Below are 21465 nucleotides of genomic sequence, written 5' to 3' on the forward strand. Positions count from 1 at the left end.
ATGCGTCGAATAGCGCCGCTTGCTGGCGGCATTACCCATGGTCACAAGGTGGGTTGAATTCCGGGTAACGCGAGGTTCCTGATATAGGTTGGCATGAAGGTGCTCCGCTGGCGCATTTCTGGTAAACGGCACAGCATATTGCCGAACGCATTCTGATGATGCCCGGCACGATATTGCGGCAGGATTAGAAGGGCATCGGTGATCACTTCGACGCCCGCAAACCTTGCTTCTTTGACCTCGTGTGAAGCTACTGCGCAACGGATCTCGATCCTCGTCGGGCAATAAAGCTCAAGCGCCCGCTCTACCAAGGTTTCCACGGTCTCAATGTTTGTGGCCATCGAAGTGCTGATGTAGATTTTCTCGGCCTGAAGCTTCTGACGCTTCCGGTACTCTTTCTCGATATAGGTGGCTGTTTCGCCTGGCAACCGGCCCTCAGCAAGCTTCGTCCAAGCGCAATGGCTGGCAACTTGCCCATCTCGTTTTCCCAGACGGTCGATCAACGGGCCGGCAAACTCGTCGAAATCGGCTGCGAGTCCCATGACGCGAGCAATCTCACCATCAAGAAGAATCTCGACCTGAGAGGCGCTTATGCGGCCAAGCAACTGCAGTGCTCCTATTAGATCGTCGCTTCCCGTCCGGAACTCGACCAGTGCGCGCAGAGCACTCCATACCTCTTCCGAAAATTCGTCAGGGCGATAATTCAGATCAAGCGTCATTCCGCCACCTCCATGGCCATCGAGATCAGTTCTCGCGCCGTCGAAGGTGGCGTCGCGCGGAGCTGCTCCTCGAACCGGCACCAGTCATGGACGACCACGCTACCTTCGAATATTTCGTCGTCATCACCGAGTTCGAAAATAAGCGTTCGACCATCGGCCGAAAGGAACAAGGCGTCGTCCTCGGCAGGCAGACTAGCAATCGCCTCATGGAGGGCTTCCGGCGGTTTTTGGAACGACCTGACCATTCCTTTCGAGATTTCACGCGCCCTCTCCAATGTTCCCGAGATTGCTTCGCTGCGAGATGATCTGAACCATGATAGCTCCAAGTGCCAAAGCACCAGTTCCTTGTTACGCGCACTGAGGGGCCCGGCCGTAAGCTGATCAACTTTCTCGAAAAGCGAATTCCACGTTTCGTTCGGCGGCCTCGCTCGGACAAGCGCAGATTCTGGCTTGTAACGCGACAGGCTCTTTCGGAGGTAACTCTCCCGCTCAAGGTCATGCACGACGAGTTCAAGGCGATAAGATGTTTGTTGACCCAGCCAATCCCGCTGATAGCCGAAGTCGAGCGCGATCTCTCTGGTCCACTTTTGTTCCAGTCCATATTTGACCTGGAGATATCGGCTAACCTCAGGAGTGTTGATTACAACGTCATCGACGAAGGCCAGAGCTCCTTGGGTTAGCAGCACTGTTGAAGGATGATGGGGAGCTGTGTCGGGCTCAATGGCTTCTTTGACAACCCAGGAGTAGGCGTAGTCCACCACCTCCACAAGGCAATTAAAAAGCTCGAACCGATAGCCCTCATCATTCGACCTACCGCCTGTCAGCTTGAACCGAAGCCTGGTGGCGGCCGCTTCTCCGACGTGCTTCCGGACGTAGTCTTCGACGTGCATATGGTCACTTTCTTCTGCGACGAAATGCACAACCTCTAACGCCTTTGTTTAAACATATTCCCTACTCCGATCACGGCTCGCGATGCCGCGAACGCGACGCAGCGCGTCGGCAGAATCCTAGGCAGGCGCAACGAAAACTTGCCCCTAAAACAAGATCGCAGAGCCCTCGGAGAAGCTACAAATCAGAAAAAGAAGTTCGGCAAAATTGCCGGTCTGATCAATGACTTGCACGCATCCGTCAAAATCACGTGGCTGCTGCGTCAGAATGGCTTGGCCGGACGTTTGTGCAAGTGGCTGATTTTCCACGAACCGCTGCGTCATAATCACTGGCTGCCTACAACGGAACGCGCCATTAGGTTGTCATTGGCCATTCTGATGTCATTAACGTGACCTTTTGGGCGGACAACCAGGCATCCTTTCCGGGCACTTCGGTGCCCGGAAGTACTTCGCGGAACAAGACAAGAATCAACTATGATAGAAATCGAACGTCGGGTGACAGGCGCCATACGCCAACTTGCGTTACCCGAAGATACTGACGCGCCCCAATTACGCACCGAGTGCCATTCATGAGCCGATCCCTTGGTATTCGGTCTTCAGGAATCTGCATCAATGCAGCGAATTGAATTGCGAGGCATCCCGTTCGTTCAGCTCGCGCCATTGCAGAGGCGTCAGCCCCTCCCAGTCACGAAAGGCGCGATAGAAGGAACTGCGATCCTGATAGCCTAGAAGACATGCGACCTCGTCGATGTCGGTGGATGGGTTGGACAGGAGTTGCCGTCCGAGTTCCTGGCGCGCTTCCGACAGAAGCTCGCGAAAGGTCTTGCCCTCATCGGTGATGCGCCGTTGCAGCGTTCTCTCGCTCATGTTGAGATCCTGCGCTATCTGCGACAACTCCGGACGTCCGCTTGCAAGCGATCGCTTCAGGACAACTTTCACTTGGTCGCCAATGGAACTGCGGGCCTGCAGTTCACCCATGGCGGCAGCAAGCGCCGGCGTGAGGATTTCCAGGAGTTCGGGATTGTGGCCCGGAAACGGCCGGTCAAGATCGGCCGATTTCAGGACGAGCCTGTTCTGAGGAGCGCCATACTTCACAGGACACCCGAAAAAGAGCTGGTACAGATCGCTCTTTGGCCCGGAGCGCATGAACTCGACCCGAACCGGCGTCAGAGCTTGGCCGGTTCCGCGGCGACCAAGCTCGATCAGGAAGGCGAAGGCAACGTCCGTGGCGATCCCGGGCTCAGGCTCGGTCGCGTAAACCCAGTTGCTTGCGATCGAGACTTCGCCTTTGTCCTCATGGAAACTCAACTGCTCGGGCGTACAGAGCCGCTTGAAGCGCGCGACCCGGTAAAGGGCATCGCGATAATCCCTGGCGTGAAAGGCGGCCAAGGTCGATGGTGGATGAACCGCCGTATCCGCCTCGCGGACGAGCCGAAGTCCGAGCGCAGGCTCCGGCATCAACTCTTCGAGCGCCCTGAAGATCGCGAAATACTGCGAGGTCGTCACCATGCCATTCTCGCCCAGATGCAACGTGGCGGGCAAACCGGCCTGACGCAGAACCGCAGACGGTGGCAAGCCTATCCGCTCGACCGCACGCCAGAAGGCCTGCGGCACCTTGCATTTATCTGCTGGCATCACACTCATCTCAGTCGACCCTCTAAGCCCGATCTCGCAGAAGTGCGCTCGTCTGTCATCCGCCTGCGGGAATGTTAGCGCATCTGGCTCATGATGATGCGATCAAACATCCGATCACCGAGCCATTTGCGGATCGCAATCATCGGTTTGGCATATTTGCCGGCGACATAGCGCGTCCGCGGCCTTCTCGCATGCACGGCAGCCGAGACGACATCCGCGATCACTTTCGAATCCGTGCCGCGCCCATGGCCATAGGTCGCCCTCGTGGTCTTGGCGACGGCTTGCGAGACCTTGGCATAGGGACCTGCCCCGGAGCGCTTCACAAGGCCGTCGGCGACCACATCGCCAAATCCTGTCTCGATCAGGCCTGGTTCGATGACAACGACATCGATGCCGAACGGGGCCAGTTCCAGCCGCAGGCTATCCGACCAGCCCTCGAGCGCATGCTTAGTGGCATGGTACCACGCACCGAGCAACGTATAGATCTTGCCGCCCATCGAGGTGATGTTGACGATGGTGCCCGCTCCCTTCTGGCGCATCGCCGGTAGCAGAAGCTGGGTCAGGCGAGCCGGGCCGAAGACATTGACTTCGAACTGATATCTCGCCTCGTCCATGGCGATGTCTTCGACTGGTCCATACAGTCCGAAGCCTGCATTGTTGACAAGGACATCGACGCCGCCGCTTTCTGCGAGAATGATCCCAACGGCCGCCTTGATCTCGTCGTCGTCCGACACGTCCATCTGCAGGGCACGAGCACCAAGGCGTTCGAGATCCAGCATCTTGTCGATGCTGCGCGCCGCTACATAGACCCTGAAGCCATCGCTGATGAGGCGCTTGGCGATTTCCTTGCCCATGCCGGAGGATGCGCCGGTCACCAGCGCTGTTTTCTTGCGTGTATTGCTCATATCTGCCTCTCTGTTCGCAAGATCACAAATAGAAGCTCGCTGGCGGCAGATCATTGGCGGAACATGCCATCACTGTTGCGGATTACGCCAATCGTCAAATGGACGCAAAAGGAACAAGCAGCCGCCGTTCCAAGCTCATCACTGAAAGCCCAAGCGGGCCAACCCTATTGCGGCCGAAACATGTAATTCAGTGATCGGGCTGCCTGAATGGGTGGACAAAGGCCGACGGAATCGTCAACCGATAGGCCAACCACATGAAGGCCTCCGAATTCATCGCAGTAGGCCCTCGCATCCCAAATGCCCGATTTCGGTCACGAAACCGGCGGGAAATCATCCATTTTCATTGGAAGTGTTGCAGCCAGCAACATTCGGTCCGCCGTGCCCTCCCAATCATTCTGCGTGAGTGTCCGGCCTTTCGACTCATTCCCTATCGCTCCATCGGCCCGCAAGGTCCCGGGCAATGGCATTTCAGTCGCGCGAGGCACCGCTTTGAAAACCGGCAGCGATATCACGAGCATTCAATATCTGCGGGCCATCGCCGCAATTTCCGTTCTTTGCTTCCATGTCTGCGAAACATACGGCCTGGACTTCAAGAGTGGTGCGGCGGGTGTCGATATATTCTTCGTCATCAGCGGCTTCATCATGTGGGTCACGACCGACGGACGATCGCTCGGTCCGCAGGAATTCATGTGGCGCCGGCTCATGAGGATCGTGCCGCTCTACTGGATTGCGACGGCGGCAACCTTCATCATCGCCGTGCTGAAGCCGCAATTCTTCTTCGACACGAATTCAAGCATGGAGAACTTGATCGGCTCGCTGTTCTTCGTGCCCCTGATGAAGGACGAAGCGCTGCACCCCGTCGTCGAGCAGGGATGGACCTTGTCCTACGAGATGTTCTTCTATCTCATCTTTTCGATTGCACTGCTTCTGCCGGAATTCAGGCGGCTATGGCTCCTGATGGCAGCCTTCGTGACCATCGTGATTGCGCACTACCTGCTGCCTCTCGGCTACTTCAGTGTTTTCACACAACCGGTCATTCTGGAATTTGCTGCCGGCATCATCATCGGGCACCTGTGGAAACAGGGCTTTCGGCTGCCTTTTTCCGCCGCTATCGGCTTGATGATCGTCGCAGTCGCGTTGCTTGTGGCGAGTGACCCGCTGATCCACTTGGAACGGGCTATCCGCTGGGGCATACCAGCGATGTTGCTGTTGTCAGGCGCTGTTTTCGCGGAACGGGAACGTGGCGTGCCGCAGCTGGCATTCCTGCATTTCCTGGGAGATGCCTCCTATTCCATTTACGTTTGGCATGTGCTGATGGGTGTCCTGGCAACGGCGCTGCTGTTGCGTATCGGGGTGCCGCACGGCACGCAGCCCGTGTTCATTGCATTGGGTTCGCTCGCCTTCACGATCGTTTGCTACCTGTTCATAGAACGGCCGATCCTCCGGAAAACGCGATCCGCACGCCCGCGGCCGGCATAGCGCGGCTGACGCATAAGGGACGAGGTCGCTCGCTCGAAGAATGCTACCGCTGCGCTCCTGGCGCATTAGACGTTCCCGCGACGACCGGACAGGATTGTGGAATTGGTCGATCGAACAAGACCGAAATACTGCAATCGGATGTGAACATCGCCTCGTCGTCATGCCCAACGCCGGGTACCTCGACGACCTTCTGATCGAGTTCGGACGGATGCCGCTTTTTCATATAGTCGAAGTAGGTCAGCCCGCGTGCAAGCCGGTATGGTCCTTGCGCCATTGCCCCGCAGGAGCGATCGATGAGATGGGTGTAGGGGTTCGTGTCCGTCTCCCCCAGCAAGTAAACGACATTACGCGCGGCATATCTCGTTTCGAGCAGCTTGGGGTCCTGCGAGGATACGTATGATGGTGCGCGCCCTAGCCCGTAACGCCATTGCGTTGCCTTCGGGCATGAGGCCAATCCCGCCTGCTGATCCGGCAACGCCGGTCGCTCATTGTCGAAATAGAGGTAACTCGACGGATTGGCGACAAGGTAGCGGACGGAGATGCCGGCACTCGCCAGGCTTTCCGCTTCGCGCCCGACCACCGCATAGCGCTGGACCAATTGCGCTCCCGCCGAGTGCCCCATCACGACGATAGTCTTCAGCGATGGATACAGGCGACGATCACTGAAATGCCCAAGCAAGGCATCGAGCGCGGCGAAGGAACTGATCGGCGCCGGCTGGCGCGCGGCTTCTCCGCCCTTCCACCCGTTTTGCGTCCAGGCCAGGGTCTGCGCGGACAGCGAGAACGCCTTGACATCCGGCCTGATCAGGAACTGCGGCGCGACAACCATCGTCCCCTTCGCCACATCGCCCGCCTTCGCCAGCAGCTTCTCCCCGGTCGCATAATAGGCATCGGCGTTTCTAAGCGTACCGTGGATCACGACCAGCACCGTCGTCACCTCGGGTGCAGCCGTGTCGATCGCATGATCGGCGTAGACGGGCAGCTCCCCCTTCCCGTCCGGCGTGTCGATGAACACGCGCTGGTCCGCGATCTGCTTGACCGGTTGATGGAGCTTTGCATGGCGGGAGATTGCGTTTGCAGACCACGCTTCGGATGATCCGGTGGTGGCGATCAGCATCACACCAAGCAATAGAATTGCGATCTCTCGTGAGATACTCATAGGCAAGTTTTGCTGAAAGCGGACGGAAAACGCGGGCATGGCTGAATTCCTCGTTTCTGTTTGAGGAGCCAGCAATTCGCCAGATATAATCAAGCGCCAGCTGATCTTTCACGGTCCCGTCTGGATAAACGTCACAACAGACTGGAATCCGTCGCATCGCTGAGAAATTTCATATCCATTGCGTTGAGCCAGCTGTAAGAACATGCCGCCGGCAGCGACAATTTTCATTGCACAGAAACCTTCCCGGTATTGCCATCGGGCGTCGGCACTCCCCCCGTTTCGACGACACATCAACCTATGCGAACGAAAGAACGCTGTGATCGCCGACCGTCGCGTAACGCCAGCGTCCAGAGTGAATCTCATTCGGCAAAGTCCGATCCAAGAAGCTGCGCAATCTGGTCAGTGTCTCCGGCTGTTCGGAAAAAGTGGTCAGAAAAAGCTTGTTCTGAAAGATCAGAAACGGCGCCAGCCGCCGATTGGCAATCTGCATATATCGATAGAATCCCTCAGTCACTGTCGGCCAATGCACACCGAGAAAATCGTCGAGCAATATGATGCCGCCGGGAACGAGCAACTCCTGGGCGATCTCCATGTCATTCATGACGTGTGCGACTGTATGGCCTCCATCGACGGACATCAGGCGCACCCCGGTCACACCCAGTCGCTCACGCGCAGTCGCCGGCGTCAACGACATGCTGTCGGCCGAGATCGCCGTTACACGGGAGATATAGTCGGGGAAAAGCTCCTGCAGGTGCTGATTGAATATGGCCAGCGATCCCTTACCGCTGCGATCGAGATTCTTCTGCTGATCCTCGAACAGATCAACCGCAATACAACGTTCGTTGTCCCGTGATGCGGCAGAGAGCAGGAAGAACAGTTTGCCGTGATGGACGCCAATCTCCAGGATGTCGCCTTCTATCTTGCGTGTATCGTGCAGCTCGCGAACAAATTTCAGGATGTGCGGGATTCTGTCACCAACCCATCCCTGAACTTCACTCCATGAGCGCCTTAGAGCCGCATCCAGGACATCGACCTCGCTTGCTTCCGCAACCATTTGCATATGTGCCCCCTTATCGCACCCGAACTGCAGACCAACTGGTGCCTCGATAAAGGCGCCCATCGTTCGGTTTCCCCGCATCCCGCCTCCAACCAGACACGACACCGGCGGGCACAATATCCGCATGGCTCAACGGGGACGCCAGCCTGAAACCGCCCGATCTGTACGAATTGGGGCGCTCGCAACATATCTTCGAAAGAAGTGCGGCTGCTCTGAATCCATCGGTCCGGCAGCAAAACCATGGAGCTTGCGCCAAGTGCCAAAAGCTGCGAGAGAGCGCACGACCCTTGGCATAAGGCGCCAAAACTTTCTTCGGGCCTCGCGTAATCATGATTCGTATCGAGAATATCAGCAAGCAGAACAGTCATCGCATCCTCTTCATCGAGGCGTCCGCTGCGCTCAACAGGGGCGAGAGCGTCGGTCTTGTGGGGCCGAACGGCGCCGGCAAGACGACGCTTTTCCGGATGATCACGGGGCAGGAGCAACCCGATGAGGGGCAGGTTTCGGTCGATAAGGGCGTTACCATCGGCTACTTCAATCAGGATGTCGGCGAGATGGAGGGGCGCAGTGCCGTGGCGGAAGTCATGGAGGGCGCCGGTCCCGTCAGCGCCGTTGCCGCGGAACTTCGCGAACTCGAAGCAGCGATGAGCGATCCGGGCCAGGCGGACAGGATGGATGAGATCATCGAGCGCTATGGCGAGGCGCAGGCGCGCTATGAAGAGCTCGACGGCTACGCTCTTGAGGGCCGCGCCCGCGAAGTGCTGGCGGGTCTGAGTTTCAGCCAGGAAATGATGGACGGCGATGTCGGCGCGCTGTCTGGCGGCTGGAAGATGCGTGTGGCGCTCGCCCGCATCCTCTTGATGCGCCCCGACGTCATGCTGCTCGACGAGTCGAGCAACCATCTCGATCTCGAAAGCCTGATCTGGCTCGAATCCTTCCTGAAGGGCTACGAGGGCGCACTCCTGATGACCTCGCACGACCGCGAGTTCATGAACCGCATCGTCAGCAAGATCATCGAAATCGATGCCGGCAGCCTGACCAGCTATTCGGGCGACTACGAGTTCTACGAGCAGCAGCGTGCCCAGAACGAGAAACAGCAGCAGGCGCAGTTCGAGCGCCAGCAGGCGATGCTTGCCAAGGAAATCAAGTTTATCGAGCGCTTCAAGGCACGCGCCTCGCATGCTTCGCAGGTGCAGAGCCGCGTGAAGAAGCTGGAAAAGATCGATCGCGTCGAGCCGCCGAAGCGCCGCCAGACGGTCGCCTTCGAATTCCAGCCGGCGCCGCGCTCGGGCGAAGACGTGGCCGTATTGAAGAACGTCCACAAGAAGTATGGCAGCCGCACCATCTATGAAGGGCTGGATTTCATGGTGCGGCGCCGTGAGCGCTGGTGCATCATGGGCATCAACGGCGCCGGTAAATCCACACTCCTGAAGCTGGTTGCCGGCTCGGCGCAGCCGGATGAAGGCAGCGTTGCACTCGGCGCCAGTGTGAAAATGGGATATTTTGCCCAGCACGCCATGGATCTGCTCGATGGAGAGCGCACCGTATTCCAGCAGCTCGAACATGAGTTTCCGCAGGCCGGTCAGGGCTCGCTACGCGCGCTCGCCGGCTGCTTCGGCTTTTCCGGCGACGACGTGGAAAAGAAATGCCGCGTGCTGTCGGGCGGCGAGAAGGCTCGGCTCGTCATGGCGATCATGCTCTTCGATCCGCCGAACCTGCTGGTGCTGGACGAGCCGACCAACCATCTCGATCTCGACACCAAGGAAATGCTGATCGAGGCGCTGTCGCAATATGAGGGCACGATGCTCTTCGTCTCGCACGACCGACATTTCCTGGCCGCACTTTCCAACCGCGTTCTGGAACTGACGCCGGAAGGCATCCACCAATATACCGGCGGCTACACGGAATATGTGGAGCGCACCGGGTATGAAGCGCCGGGATTGCGGAGCTGATGGTCATGCCGCTCCGCGCTATTGTGTGTTGGTGGAGGGCGCAGCACCGGCATTGATCACGGCAACGGGCGCCGCCCTGCCCCGTACGCGGATTTCGATGCGGCGGCGCGCTTCGACGGCGCCACGCTGGCCCGAGGTGACGGTGTCGCCGGGCAGGATCAGCTGCGCGGCAGACATCGGCAGGATCGTGGCATCTTTCAGCTTGGGATTGGCCTTGAGCACATTGGCAACGGCAATGGCGCGGGCAAGGCCAAGCCCGGCATTGTCGGCAGGTAGCAATGCCGATACTGGCAGCTTGCCGTCCATCGCGCCGATGATCGTATCATCGAGATTGGATTTTTCCCGCGCCAGCGGCTGTTCGTCCGTATGGCCGATCACCTCGACGATATTGGCGCCGTAGAGGCTCAGATTGCTGGCGATTTCATCCGTGATCGTCGTGCTGAGCAACTGGGCGAAAGTTCCGGTAAGCTCGGCGCTTCCCGACTGGAAATAGTTCTTCTTGGCATCGTCAAGATTGATGATAGGCGGCCAGTCGTGCATGCCCTTCCCGCCTCCGTTTCCAGCCAGAAGCTTGTTGATCTCATCGGGCGCCGCCTTTAGCGAGACGTCATGTTCTTTCAGAACGGCGGCTACCTTGGAAAGCGATTGCAGATCGGCCATCGTCGCGCCCTGGTCCGCCATGCTGTCGAGTGCCTCTTTCGCCAGCACCAGCTCTCGCCATTGCTTGTCCACCACGGCCTTGTCGGCAGCGGAGAGATCGCCGGAGACGACCTTGGACTGGAGAAGCACGATCTCGGCCGCCTGCTCGGCGCGTTTCTTCTCCAGCAAGGTCACCTGCTGTTCAGCCTTTTCAAGCTTGCGCTCGACCTCATAGCGCTTGTTTCTCTCCGACGAAATCAAGGCGGCGGCCACGAGCAACAGGCAGAAAACCAGAAGCAGCATGGATTCGGCCATCGTCAGGCCAAGGATCAGGCCACGATTGTAGCCCTTGTGCTCCAGTTTCGGCGTGCTGTCCGGGCCTCCTGCTACCATAGATGCCACCAGCGTTTTCGCGGCACGGCCTCGGGCTCCGCAGCGATGTCGCCATCGGCCATTGGTTTCGGCAGTGGTGCCTGCCCCATCGCTTCGGCCACGCGACCGAGCGCGAGCTCGATATTGCGCAGCGGCTGCAACTGCGCCTCCGACATCTCCTTGATGGCGGTAATCGCCGGCGCCAACTCGGCGCGCACGACATCCTCCGGCGCGCGGATCTCATCCAGCTTCTTGCCGACATTTTCGACGGCGGTGCCGAAGGTCCCGATGATCTCGGACAGCTGCGAGGTCGTCGCCGTCAGCTGTGCGGCCGCGTCGTTGATTGGCGTCACCGCCTGCTTTGCCAGCATTTCCAGGATCTTGTTGATCTCCTGACCGTTGCGTTCGGCCTGCCGTGCGATCTCCTCGAACCCTTCCGACAGCATCTGGTTGCTGACGCGCCGGTAGTGTGAGAATTCGCGCGAGGAGGAGTCGAGTTCAGTGCGCACGCGCCGCGTCATCTCGGCAAGCTCGTGGCGGACGCTGCGCTCGATATCGATCGGGTCGCGCCGCATCTGGTTGAAGAGGATGCGCAGCGTCACGCCGGCAATGGTCGAGGTGACGGCGATGCCGAAGTTGCGGACGATGGTCTCGATCGATGTTTCACCGGCGAAGAGATAGAGCGATACGCCGAGGCTCGATAGCGTGAAGAGAAAACCCATGTAATAGAGGTTGTCGCCCGCCTGCTCGTTGTGCAGCCGGAATCCGGCAACGGCCAGCGATACGATGAAGTAGATCCCCATCAACACCAGCGGCACACCCGTCACGATGGGCAGTGACCAGCCCATGAGCTTCGACGACCAGATGAAGATCATGCCGCCGATGGTGATGGAGGCGAACAGCACCATCGGCCCATAATCCCGGATGAGATATCTGGCGTCGGTATTGGCCATCAGCGTATCCCCTCCAACCGCACGAAGCCGCCGAAATCACCGTTGCTGTTCTTGATCCATTGCGCCCAGAAATTCGCAAGATCCTCCATGCTGAACTTCATGTTGGGCCTTTGAAAGGCAAGGATCTTGACCGTGGCGCCATTCAATGAGGTGCGAAACTGGTCGTTTGCCGGGCTGTGCTGGTATTTCTGATAGGAGACGCCGTCCCGGTAGTTCGAGAAGGCGGCCGTGTGCTCGATCATGTCGGAGGCGATGTAGAGGCGCTTCGGCAAGCCGACCGGTGCATTGGCAAAGACCTCGAGATTGATCTTCTGGATGGCTGCCATGATCGGCGACAGCCTGCCGGACTCGCCCGCGGTCAGCTTGCCGGCGATATCGGCGAGCGGCTTCTGGAAACCCTTTTCCCATCGCGCCTGCGCCAGGCGCGGATTGCTGGTCCATTCGTCGACGCTCGCGCCGCTTCCGGGGTTGCAGCCGTGGAAGGTCTGGATCAGTTCACCCTCCTTCTCGGTGAGCGCATAGATATCGATCGCGCCGCCGATCGGCACATCCGCAACGATCTTCTGGAACTGGTTGCGCAGATCGAGCGCCGTTGTGTCCGATATCGGATCGGTGACATCGAGCAGAATGGCGGTTTCCGCCTTCGGGCCGTCCACAGGGCAGAGCGACGCCTGATCGATGGCGACATTGCCGCTCGCCTTGTAGCGCAGCCAGCCATAGGCCCCGACGATCCCGAGGGACAGGACGGCGAGACAAACCGTTGCGATGATGAGACCGGCGGATCCGCCGCGCCGGCTACGCCGCTTGCGTCGAGCCAAGGATGCTCTCCGGGAATAGATTATCGAGTTGGTGGTATTTTTCGATGGCGCGCTCGAATTCATCGCCGATCCGCTTGATCTGCTCCGAAAGCTCCGTCTGCGCACCCTGGATGCGCGAGCCCAGCACCTTGTCGTCCCATTCCTCTTCGCTGCGGATGACAGGTGTCAGGCGCTCCATCTTGTAGGCGGCATTGAAGTAGGATGGCTCCGGCTCGGTGCGCGCGGCCCGGTTGGCGTCGCGGTAGGAGGTGAGCAGCACATTGGCGGCCCGCTCGAGATGGTTCTGGTGTTCGGCAAAAAGACCCGCGGTTCTCGCACGATGGGCGATGATGGCGGCCGTTTCCTGCCGGCGCAGCGAGAGGTCGCGGATGATCTCTTCGATCTTGCTGTTGTGCTCGTCGCGGATCTCGCGAAGATCTTCGATCAGATCGAGCTTGCGGTCGATGTAATTGTCCCTCGCCGCATCGAGGCGTTTCTGCACGCCGGCAAAGCCCGGATAGGGGTCGGTGAGATAGCAGCCGTCGATGAAGGCAACGAGCGAGAACATCAGGCCGATGGCAAAGAGCATCCAGGAGTTCAACTCCTGCAGTCCGAGAGGCGCCGTCTTCAGGCGCTGAATCACCTCGGCACCGGCTCCGCTCAGGATCGTCGCTGAGACCTCGCGATAATGTGCCAGCGCGATGTTGATCCCCAGGGCGACGGCGACATAGGCGACGAGACCGAGCAGGCCAAGCAGCTTCAGCGCAAGGGATCGATGCACGAGGAAGCGGACGCAGAAGAAGGAAAACATCAACGCTGTGCCGATGTTCAGGATAGCGAAGGCAGCCGCCTCCGTCACACCGCCAACGATGCCCTGTTCGCTTCCCTTGGCCAGAAAGCTACCGTTCATCACCATTTCGATGAGCACGAGGAAGACGATCAGCGAGACCTTGAAGCCCCATGCCGCACGGCTGGAAACCTTCGCGGCGCGCTGCAGCTTATGCCTGGCCTTGAAGCCCACCATTTCATCCTCGGCCGTCTTCAGTTTGCGGCGCAGGCCGTGAAGCTCGTCGACGCCGCTTGCCACCTCCGCCTTGAAATCGGAGACACTGGAAGCGTTTGCCTGGCGGATCAGCCCGAATTGTCCTTCGAAATCGAGGTTGCGCAAGCGGCTGTCGAAGGTCTGGAACTGGTCTTCGAGGATCTGGTAGGAACTCTTCTTCTCCGCTTCGACCCAGGCGACGATGCGCTGCTCCGTCTCGTCAAGCGACTGGGCATCCGGCGGCGGCCGGTTCTGGCGCCCGGCGGCAGCGCCCTTCTCCTTCAGGTCGAGGGTCGCACTCAGCTTTTCGATATCCACGACGGGAAACACATCCGTCGAGGCACGGAAATCATGGCTGGTCTCCCGAACGCTGTCCCAGAGACGGTTGAGGGCTTCGAAACGCAACGATCTTCCCCGGCGAATTCATCAACTTAGAAAGGACAATTGAGAAATCGATATCGCACCGGTTGTCCTTGGTCCAGAGCGATCTAGCGGAGGTTAGGATGCGATTGTGGTAAAGACTAGCCCGAGCTCGTGATGATCGGAAAACACTCATGCTGATCGCGGCAATCATCCATTCGAACCAGGCTTCCAGAGCCGGCGCGTTGCAGCCCTTCGCGATAGATATTGCGCTGCCATTGCTCCTTGAACGGCACGACGGAAATCCAGCGATCGATGCCGGCAGAAAAGCAGTTTCCTATGACGGATTGATTTCACTCGCGCTCGCGCGAGCATGGTGAAATTTCCATAAGCGTGTAGTTTGCAGGAAGGTTCGGCGATTTTCAGTCTCAATTGCCTGAAGCCTCGAAGACCCTTCGCCAAATCGAAAGCGCGACATATCTTTTCCGAGCACGTGATCTCATTCGGAGCATCAAGCATGACATCCTCTCCCTTCAAGAACATCTGTGTCTACGGCGCCGGCGCGCTGGGTGGCGCCATTGCCGCAAAGCTCGCTTCCTCTGCAGGAGCGCAGACGCAGGTCTCCGCCGTCGCTCGCGGAGCTCATCTGGAGGCCATTCGCACTGGCGGCATACGCCTCTGGGAAGCCGGCGCGGATAGCCCTCTCGTGGCGCGGATGACGGCAACGGCCGATGCGGGCGAGCTGCCGCCGCAGGATCTCGTCATCACCGGGCTCAAGGGCCATCAGCTCGCTGCAGCTGTCCCCGGAATTGCAAAGCTGCTGCATTCGCGCACTCGCGTCGTCATGATCCTCAACGGCGTGCCGTGGTGGTATTTTCACCGGGACAGGCAGAGCGGCCATGCGGAACACCAGATGGAGGAACTCGATCCGAACGGCGATCTCTGGCGCCTGATCGGGCCGGAGCGCGTGATCGGCTGCGTTGCCTATCAGGGAGCGGAAGTCGTCGCCCCCGGCGAGGTCAAGCTCGCCAACAACGGCCATTTCATCCTCGGCGAGCCCTCCGGTGAGACGACCGCAGACATCGAGGCCATCGCGGCACTGCTGCAGAGAGCGGGCGTCAACGTCTCCGTTTCCACACGCATCCGCGACGATATCTGGAGCAAGCTGATGGGCAACGCCGCCTTCAATCCGATCAGCGCGCTGACCAGGGGATTGATGTCCGACATCATGGATGATCCACCGCTGGCGGCCATGGTTGGCCAGGTAATGAGCGAAGTGAAGGCTGTCGCTGAGGCTTTGGGATGCCATATCGCCATGTCGATCGAAGAGCGCCTCGACCGCTCGCGTCAGATCGGCCCTGTGCGCACCTCGATGCTGCAGGATCTGCTTGCCGGCAAGGCGCTGGAAATCACGCCTCTCGTCGGTGTCGTCGTTTCGCTCGGCAAGCTCGCAAATGTGCCGACGCCGGTCTCGGCAACCATCCTGGCGCTGGTGACGCAGCTCGACCAGAAGAACCGGCAGGATACTGCCTAGCAAGCAGTCGATTATCGCCAACGGCATCTCCCTTTCCGGCGGCGGGCCAGGAGCCAGTTGCCGGAGGAAAATCCGGGCTGCCGGCCCTTTATATCTCACTTACTTCTTCGCCTTTCACCCCGAATGGATTTCCTATGGGGGCCGGCGTTACGCTTGCGGTGGAATATGGAGATAGATCCCATGCTCGACACGCACGCGCCCAATCTGACGGAATCCATCCGCGTCCTCGTTCATAACAGCGATGAGAAGCATCATCGCGTTGCGGCATCCGCCCCAGGCGTAAAAGGCCGGCGCCAGCGCCCGCTTGACAATCATCAGATCCGCGAAAGGCGTACTTTTCAGGCCATGTTCACCTTCGGTCTGCTTCTCGGCGGCCTAGAGCTTTTCATCGTACTGCATTACCTCTGAGACGCAGCCGACATGAGCAGTCCGACTTTTCAGAGACGCATCGGCGGTGCGATCACCGCGCTTGTTACCCCGTTTCACGATGACGCTTTCGATAGCGTCGCCCTGATGGCGCATGTGGAATGGCAGCTACTGAGCGGCATCGACGGGCTGCTGGTCTGTTCGTTGACCGGCGAAGGCCCGACACTGACAGAAGCCGAGCGCATCCGCGCCATTGAAATCTGCATCGAGCTTTCCGAAGACAAGGTGCCCGTCATTGTTGCAACGGGAACCAACGATACGGCGACGACCATAAAGGAAACCATGCAGGCGCAGCGACTTGGTGCCGATGCCGCCCTCGTGACGGTGCCCTATTATTCCAAGCCGACGCAGAAGGGTGTGCGTCACCATTTCGCGCAACTTGCGGCGCAGACCGAGCTGCCGATCATCGTCCATAATCAACCATCGCATACCGCGATCGACCTCGCGCCGGCGACGGTCGCGCAGCTCGCGGAGATTCCGGGAATCATCGGGATTGCCGACGGCAGTAGCGACATCTCACGCGTCGACCTCTGGCGACCCCTTCTGCCGGAGCGATTCGGCCTGTTTACCTCGAACGATGCCAGCGCACTCGGCTTTAAGGCCGCGGGCGGTCATGGCTGCTTTTCGGGAGCTGCCAATATCGTTCCGCGGCTCTTTCAATCGATGCAGCATTCGGCCGCCTGCGGCAACGTCAGCGCTGCCCTATCCATCGACGAGCGCCTGCAGCCGTTATTCAGCGCGCTGGCCCGCGAAAGCGAACCGGCGACGATCAAGCACGCCTTGTCACTGGCCACGGATATCAACGCGGATGTCCGCCTGCCCCTGGTCGGCGTCACCAGCGAGACGGCTGTGGCCATCCAGGCAGCAATCACACCGTTTCAGCTCGACGGAAGCGGCCGGTTTGCCTCGCGCCATGCCTCTCGCCTGGGGTTGTGAGATCGCGCCATCCCTATGAGATTTTTATATTTTTGCCGTTTCAGGCAAATGGAAAACCTAGCAACTCCCTCATAGATTCAACAGCGTAGCACCGGAAATGATCTTATCGGACCAACGGTGCCGGTGACACTGAAAGGAACCATGATGTCACGCCATACGCATGCCGGCCTATCCGCCGACCCCCTCCAACGCCCTCGCATGGCCGCCCTCGCAAGAAGCGAGTGGCCCATCTCCTCGGACGCATTGCTGAACGGGCTTCGTTCCGTCGCTCCGCGCCTCGGGCTTGTCCTCCTGATTGCCGGCGCCCTGCAGATGGCGCTGCACCTGACCGGACACTGAGCGAAACCGAAGAGATTCAAGAGGAAACATAGACATGGCAAACGCACAACATATTCAGCGCCGTTCGGCTCACAGCCCGATTTCGTCGGCTCCGGCCCGCTTCATCATCGGCCGCGACCGCCGCGGCAGCTGGATCGTTCAGGACCGGCAAGGCCTTGTCGGCGGCCTATTCCGCAACGAGGCAGCCGCCCTGCACTTCGCCGCCGAGGAATGCAACCACAATCCGGCCGATATCTGCCTGGCACCCGAAGGCGCTATACTCGATCTGAACGACTTCGCCCCAGGCTCGTCCAATCTGCACTGAACTTGCCCTTGGCAGGCTTCGCACTATCCCGCCCAACGCTTCCTTAACTCGCCTTCAGTTAAGCTCTCGGCCAGATATCCAATGAGCAGAAAGCCATGTCGAAGCCTGCCTTCCGCTACAGCCATTACGATCTCGGGGAACAGCGCTCCGGAACGGTGATCGAAATCACCCTCTCGACCATCGCCAATGTCAGGCTGATGAACGGCTCGAATTTCGAGCGCTTCACGGAGACGCTCAAGCACCAGTTTCTCGGCGGCGTCGCGAAGAAATCACCGATCCGGCTCACCATTCCCGAGGCCGGCCACTGGCATCTCGTCGTCGATATGGAAGGCCACAAGAGCCTGGCGGAATCGAGCGTGAAGATGGTCGATAGGATAACAATGCCGCGAATACAGAAAGCGCCGCAGGATATCGCCGGCAGGTGATGTAGGCTAGAGCCTTTCCGCCTTTCTTCGAATTGCGAAAACGCTCTATCCTTTTGTTTTCACGCAATTCCGGACGGAAAACCACTTCGCGCTTTCCTGGAATTGCTTTAGCGTTCGCCGCGCTCCTTGCGCAGCTTCGACCACCAGTCCAGCCGCTTGCGGATCTCACGCTCAAAACCGCGCTCCGGCGGATCGTAGAAGGTCTGGCGGCCCATCTTCTCCGGAAAGTAATTCTGGCCTGAAAAGGCATCCGGCTCATCATGATCGTAGCGATAACCGTCGCCATAGCCTTCGGTCCGCATCAGCTTGGTCGGTGCATTGAGGATATGCTTGGGCGGCAGAAGCGAGCCGTTTTGCTTGGCGGCCTGGGTCGCGGCTTTGAAAGCCGTGTAGACGGCATTGGATTTTGGCGCTGTGGCGAGATAGACGCAGGCCTGGGCCAGCGCCAGCTCACCTTCCGGTGACCCCAGATAATCATAGGCGTCCTTGGCGGCATTGCAGATGACAAGCGCCTGCGGATCGGCAAGCCCGATATCCTCCACGGCCATGCGCACCAGCCGACGGCCGAGATAGAGCGGATCCTCGCCGGCATCGAACATGCGGGCGAGATAATAGAGCGCGGCGTCCGGATCGGAGCCTCGGACCGACTTATGCAGCGCAGAAATCAGGTTGTAGTGACCATCCTGCGCCTTGTCATAGACCGGAGCGCGGCGTTGGACGATCTTGACCAGCATGTCGGGATCGAAAAGCTCGTCCTTGCGCGCGGCGCGCCAGACCTCTTCGGCCAGCGTCAGCACCGAGCGGCCATCGCCATCGGCCATGCGGATCAGACTGGCGCGGGCATCCTCCGTTAGCGGCAGCGGCTTGCCCTCCACCGTCTCAGCCCGGCGCAGCAATTCTTCCAGGCTTTCCTCATCATGAGAGCGGAACGTCAGCACACGAGCGCGGGAGAGAAGAGCGGCATTGAGTTCGAAAGACGGATTTTCCGTGGTTGCGCCCACTAGAATGACGGTGCCATCTTCCATCACGGGCAGGAAGCTATCCTGCTGGGCGCGATTGAAGCGATGGATCTCGTCGACGAACAGCAGGGTCTGGCGGCCATCCATGCGGCGCAACCGTGCCGCCTCGAAGACCTTTTTCAGATCGGCGACACCGGAGAAGATCGCCGAAATCTGCTCGAAGGCGAGACCCGCCTCGCCCGAAAGCAGCCTTGCAACGGTCGTCTTGCCGGTGCCGGGCGGCCCCCAGAAGATCATCGATCCCAGCGAGCCCGCTTCGATCATCCGGCGCAATACGCCATCCTCGCCGGTCAGATGTGCCTGACCGGTGACTTCGGCCAGTGTTTGCGGCCGCAGACGGTCGGCGAGAGGCCGCTTGTTGGCGACCTCCTCCGGTATCCGCGGTGCAAACAGGTCATCGCTCATCGGAAGAACTGCCTGATACGCTGGCCGTCACGCTCGATCTCGACGCGCCAGAAGCTTGGGTTTGACGTGACGGTCCGCTGGAGAATCTCGGTCGTGTTGATCGCCACGCCATTGATGGAAATGACGATATCACGCGCGGCAAATCCCAGTCGATCGGCCGGCGAGTTCTGCTTCAGGCTTTCGATGACGACGCCCGTGGAATCCGGCGGCAGATGCAGGTCATCGGCAACCCGCGGGGAAAGATTGGCAACGGTCGCGCCGGAGAAGGGATTGTTGCCCTCGATCACCCGCTCATCGCGCGGAATGGATTCCGGTGCTGCGGCAAGCGTCATCGTGGTCTGATGTTCCTTGCCGTTATCGAGCACGGTCAGCGACACGGTCGCGCCGAGACCGGCCGTCGTCAGGCGATAGCCGAGCGCATCCGGATGCTCGATGGAGATATTGTTCAGCGCCGTGATCACTTCTCCCGGCTTGAGACCGGCCTTGGCCGCCGGGCCGCCATCGACCACCTTGGTCACCAGCGCGCCGCGCACCTTGTCCAGGCCAAGCGCTTCGGCGACATCGGATGTCACCGGCTCGAACGTGGCGCCGATATAGGGCCGCTCGAAAGACTTGTCGCCACGATCGGCTGCGGCAAGGAAAACCTTGACCAAGTTGGCTGGAATGGCAAAGCCGATACCATTGGAGCCGCCACCCTGGGAGAAGATCGCCGTATTCAGCCCGATCAGCTCGCCGGTCATGTTGACGAGCGCGCCGCCCGAATTGCCGGGGTTGATCGAGGCATCGGTCTGGATGAAGAAGCCGACCTCGTTCTTCACCTGGTTACGGGCAAGCGCCGAAACGATGCCGCTCGTTACCGTCTGTCCGACACCGAAGGGATTGCCGATCGCAAGCACGAGATCGCCGACCTCGATGCCGTCGGAATTGCCGAGCGGCAGAACCGGGAAACTCTCGTTCTTCGACTGGATCTTCAAAACGGCGAGATCGACGCGATCGTCCTTCAGCACGACCTTGCAGGGAAATTCGCGGCCATCCGAAAGCGCGATCTTGATATCGTCGGCACCATCGACGACGTGGTTATTGGTGATGACGGTACCATTCGCCTCCACGATCACACCCGAGCCAAGCGAAGATTGCTTCTCGGTGCGATTCGGCATGCGCTGTCCGAAGAACTGCTCGAAGAAGGGATCGCCGGCGAAGGGAGACTGGCGCTGCACGACGCGCTCGGCATAGACGTTCACCACGGCACCGGACGTCTGCTTGACCAGCGGAGCGAAGGAAAGCTGCATCTGCGTCTGGCTTTGCGGCAGCGTCTTCGCTGTCTGAGCCTCAGCGGAAAGCGGCATCGCCATGACGAGGGCAATCATCGAAACGGCAGTGCGCTTCAGGAGGACATGCATGGAAATTTCCCTTTTTAATTCTCTTTAAACAACGTTGTAGCGCCCGACGCTAGAAAGAAAAGAGGGCGGAAGCATGAAGCATAAATGGAGGTTTGCGGCGATAAAAAACAGGCTCGCCGAACAAAAACGTGCTGTCATGCATTTCGCGTTGGGAATCGTCAAAGGGAGCCACATATGCGATCGAACCATCTTGCCGCCGCCACTTTCCTCATCTCATTGGGCATGACCGGCATCTCCCACGCCGCCAGCTTCGATTGCGAGGCACAGAACCTGAAACCGGACGAGAAGACGATCTGCGACGTGAGGGCTCTCAACGATGCCGACGTAAAGATGGTGACGACCTTCGACCTGCTCTCAGGCCTTCTCGCCATGGGCGCACGCGGTACGATGCAGGACCAGCAGACGGAATGGCTGAAGAAGCGGCAGGCTTGCGGAGCTGACGTGGCTTGCCTGACCACGTCCTATGAGGAGCGCCTGAAGGTGCTGAACGACACCTACAAGCAGATCAATCGGCCGCTGTAAGAGCTGGTTTGCGAAGATTTGCCGGCTTGATCGGACAAGTCCCCTCGCCCCGCCTGCGGGGAGAGGGCTAGGGTGAGAGGCAAACGCAGGAACGGCGAACTCTGCCGTTCCGATAAAGCTCGAAAGCCCCTCATCCGTCCTCTCGCGGCCGAGCTATGCTCGACCGTTCGAGTCCACCTTCTCCCCGCTGTGCGGGCGAAGG

General features: G+C 59.4%; 22 protein-coding genes. 10 read left to right on the forward strand and 12 right to left on the reverse strand.

The window, feature by feature from the left end; translation table 11 throughout:
- Positions 1-41: 41 nt before the first annotated feature.
- The 4 genes from DQ393_RS06860 to DQ393_RS06875 all read right to left on the reverse strand — a co-directional run bounded on the left by DQ393_RS06860 (position 42) and on the right by DQ393_RS06875 (position 4143).
- Complete coding sequence (locus tag DQ393_RS06860; RefSeq protein ID WP_112341012.1) at positions 42-716, reverse strand: hypothetical protein; 675 nt, start codon at positions 714-716, stop codon at positions 42-44.
- The gene (locus tag DQ393_RS06865) at positions 713-1606 is read right to left on the reverse strand and encodes a hypothetical protein (RefSeq protein WP_112341013.1); all 894 of its coding nucleotides are present in this window, start codon (positions 1604-1606) and stop codon (positions 713-715) included. Before DQ393_RS06865 ends, DQ393_RS06860 begins: the two co-directional genes overlap by 4 nt.
- A 606-nt stretch (positions 1607-2212) precedes the next feature.
- A complete protein-coding gene (locus DQ393_RS06870; RefSeq protein WP_112341014.1) occupies positions 2213-3247 on the reverse strand; it encodes an AraC family transcriptional regulator in 1035 nt (344 codons plus the stop codon).
- A 65-nt stretch (positions 3248-3312) separates the two neighbouring features.
- Positions 3313-4143 carry an oxidoreductase gene (locus tag DQ393_RS06875; RefSeq protein WP_112341015.1) on the reverse strand — a complete coding sequence of 277 codons (831 nt, stop codon included), beginning with the start codon at positions 4141-4143 and terminating at the stop codon, positions 3313-3315.
- A 489-nt stretch (positions 4144-4632) separates the two neighbouring features.
- Here DQ393_RS06875 and DQ393_RS06880 point away from each other — a divergent pair, with 489 nt between their 5' ends.
- Complete coding sequence (locus tag DQ393_RS06880; protein WP_245430278.1) at positions 4633-5622, forward strand: acyltransferase family protein; 990 nt, start codon at positions 4633-4635, stop codon at positions 5620-5622.
- A 43-nt stretch (positions 5623-5665) separates the two neighbouring features.
- On the opposite strand, the gene DQ393_RS06885 is transcribed toward DQ393_RS06880, so the two are convergent.
- Complete coding sequence (locus DQ393_RS06885; protein ID WP_210209409.1) at positions 5666-6781, reverse strand: alpha/beta fold hydrolase; 1116 nt, start codon at positions 6779-6781, stop codon at positions 5666-5668.
- 295 nt (positions 6782-7076) lie between these two features.
- Complete coding sequence (locus tag DQ393_RS06890) at positions 7077-7901, reverse strand: class I SAM-dependent methyltransferase (RefSeq protein ID WP_245430279.1); 825 nt, start codon at positions 7899-7901, stop codon at positions 7077-7079.
- A gap of 266 nt (positions 7902-8167) precedes the next feature.
- On the opposite strand from DQ393_RS06890, the gene DQ393_RS06895 reads away from it, so the two are divergent.
- Positions 8168-9790, forward strand: a complete 1623-nt coding sequence (locus tag DQ393_RS06895) for an ABC-F family ATP-binding cassette domain-containing protein (protein ID WP_112341017.1) — start codon at positions 8168-8170, stop codon at positions 9788-9790.
- A gap of 18 nt (positions 9791-9808) precedes the next feature.
- Here the strand turns inward: DQ393_RS06895 and DQ393_RS06900 are convergent, their stop codons facing one another.
- From DQ393_RS06900 to DQ393_RS06915, 4 genes are read right to left on the reverse strand one after another with little or no spacing between them, the layout of a single operon-like run.
- Positions 9809-10822 (reverse strand): OmpA family protein, encoded by a 1014-nt coding sequence (locus tag DQ393_RS06900; RefSeq protein ID WP_112341018.1) that lies wholly within the window; start codon positions 10820-10822, stop codon positions 9809-9811.
- The gene (locus tag DQ393_RS06905; RefSeq protein WP_112341019.1) at positions 10816-11754 is read right to left on the reverse strand and encodes a hypothetical protein; all 939 of its coding nucleotides are present in this window, start codon (positions 11752-11754) and stop codon (positions 10816-10818) included. The genes DQ393_RS06900 and DQ393_RS06905 overlap by 7 nt, the downstream gene beginning before the upstream one ends.
- On the reverse strand, positions 11754-12572 hold the full coding sequence (locus tag DQ393_RS06910; RefSeq protein ID WP_112341020.1) for a hypothetical protein: 819 nt from the start codon (positions 12570-12572) through the stop codon (positions 11754-11756). Before DQ393_RS06910 ends, DQ393_RS06905 begins: the two co-directional genes overlap by 1 nt.
- Positions 12550-13998, reverse strand: coding sequence for a hypothetical protein (locus DQ393_RS06915; protein ID WP_112341021.1), 1449 nt, complete (start codon positions 13996-13998; stop codon positions 12550-12552). Before DQ393_RS06915 ends, DQ393_RS06910 begins: the two co-directional genes overlap by 23 nt.
- 149 nt (positions 13999-14147) lie before the next feature.
- Between DQ393_RS06915 and DQ393_RS06920 the strand changes: the two genes are divergently transcribed.
- The 7 genes from DQ393_RS06920 (at position 14148) to DQ393_RS06950 (ending at position 17917) form a co-directional block, all read left to right on the forward strand.
- Complete coding sequence (locus DQ393_RS06920; RefSeq protein WP_112341022.1) at positions 14148-14333, forward strand: hypothetical protein; 186 nt, start codon at positions 14148-14150, stop codon at positions 14331-14333.
- Between the two features lie 137 nt (positions 14334-14470).
- A complete protein-coding gene (locus DQ393_RS06925; protein ID WP_112341085.1) occupies positions 14471-15487 on the forward strand; it encodes a ketopantoate reductase family protein in 1017 nt (338 codons plus the stop codon).
- 180 nt (positions 15488-15667) lie between these two features.
- Complete coding sequence (locus tag DQ393_RS06930) at positions 15668-15895, forward strand: hypothetical protein (RefSeq protein ID WP_112341023.1); 228 nt, start codon at positions 15668-15670, stop codon at positions 15893-15895.
- A 12-nt stretch (positions 15896-15907) separates the two neighbouring features.
- Positions 15908-16849: a 4-hydroxy-tetrahydrodipicolinate synthase gene (dapA, locus tag DQ393_RS06935; RefSeq protein ID WP_112341024.1), complete on the forward strand. Its 942-nt coding sequence runs from the start codon at positions 15908-15910 to the stop codon at positions 16847-16849.
- Positions 16850-16990: 141 nt separating this feature from the next.
- Positions 16991-17188 (forward strand): hypothetical protein, encoded by a 198-nt coding sequence (locus tag DQ393_RS06940; protein ID WP_112341025.1) that lies wholly within the window; start codon positions 16991-16993, stop codon positions 17186-17188.
- A 34-nt stretch (positions 17189-17222) separates the two neighbouring features.
- Positions 17223-17492 (forward strand): hypothetical protein, encoded by a 270-nt coding sequence (locus DQ393_RS06945; protein ID WP_112341026.1) that lies wholly within the window; start codon positions 17223-17225, stop codon positions 17490-17492.
- A 95-nt stretch (positions 17493-17587) separates the two neighbouring features.
- Positions 17588-17917, forward strand: a complete 330-nt coding sequence (locus DQ393_RS06950) for a DUF1883 domain-containing protein (protein WP_112341027.1) — start codon at positions 17588-17590, stop codon at positions 17915-17917.
- A 107-nt stretch (positions 17918-18024) separates the two neighbouring features.
- Here DQ393_RS06950 and DQ393_RS06955 read toward each other — a convergent pair whose 3' ends face one another.
- Positions 18025-19341, reverse strand: a complete 1317-nt coding sequence (locus tag DQ393_RS06955; protein WP_112341028.1) for a replication-associated recombination protein A — start codon at positions 19339-19341, stop codon at positions 18025-18027.
- Positions 19338-20741, reverse strand: coding sequence for a DegQ family serine endoprotease (locus tag DQ393_RS06960; RefSeq protein WP_112341029.1), 1404 nt, complete (start codon positions 20739-20741; stop codon positions 19338-19340). The genes DQ393_RS06955 and DQ393_RS06960 overlap by 4 nt, the downstream gene beginning before the upstream one ends.
- 174 nt (positions 20742-20915) lie before the next feature.
- Between DQ393_RS06960 and DQ393_RS06965 the strand changes: the two genes are divergently transcribed.
- On the forward strand, positions 20916-21263 hold the full coding sequence (locus DQ393_RS06965; protein ID WP_112341030.1) for a lysozyme inhibitor LprI family protein: 348 nt from the start codon (positions 20916-20918) through the stop codon (positions 21261-21263).
- Positions 21264-21465 lie beyond the last annotated feature (202 nt).

Origin of the sequence: Martinezella tropici, from assembly GCF_003287875.1 — a bacterium.
GTDB classification, from domain to species: domain Bacteria; phylum Pseudomonadota; class Alphaproteobacteria; order Rhizobiales; family Rhizobiaceae; genus Rhizobium; species Rhizobium tropici_C.